Genomic DNA, 531 nt, shown 5'->3' on the forward strand with positions numbered 1-531 from the left:
GTAATACAATTCTCGGTCGTGCTGACGAATCTGATGAATCTGACGTTGACACTGACGACGATTCAAACGGTCGCCATATGCCGAAAATTAATTCCCTGAAAAACGGGAAACGCTGACGGATGAAATACTGTACAAGTGTCACTATTGAAGAGATCCAAAATCTCAACATCAATTTTTTAGGCTTATCCGGTAAGGAAAAAATAAAGTACGCAAATATTGAAGCGGCATTTGATACAGAAAACACGTCAATCAAAACCTACAACGGGGAAAAGGTTGCCTTTACCTATATCTGGATGTTCGGACTAGGTTTAGGCAACCCCGTTTATTACGGTCGCACATACGATGAACTACGTGATTTTATCAACATAATTTCACTAGCTCTCGAACTGACCGATGAAAAACGTTTACCCGTTTACGTTCATCATTTGGCGTATGATTTCCAATTTATCCGAAAAGAATTTTCTTTTACAGAAGTCTTTTCCGTGAAAGCTAAAACGCCAATTCGTGCATTCTCAACTACGGGAATAGAAT

At 39.4% G+C, this 531-nt stretch carries 1 protein-coding gene; it reads left to right on the plus strand.

Annotated features, from left to right (window positions below; genetic code table 11):
- Positions 1–119: 119 nt before the first annotated feature.
- On the plus strand, positions 120–531 hold a 412-nt coding region (locus N1032_RS27610), incomplete at its 3' end, for a hypothetical protein (RefSeq protein ID WP_259543924.1).

Source organism: Herbiconiux daphne, assembly GCF_024979295.1.
Lineage (GTDB): Bacteria > Actinomycetota > Actinomycetes > Actinomycetales > Microbacteriaceae > Herbiconiux > Herbiconiux daphnes.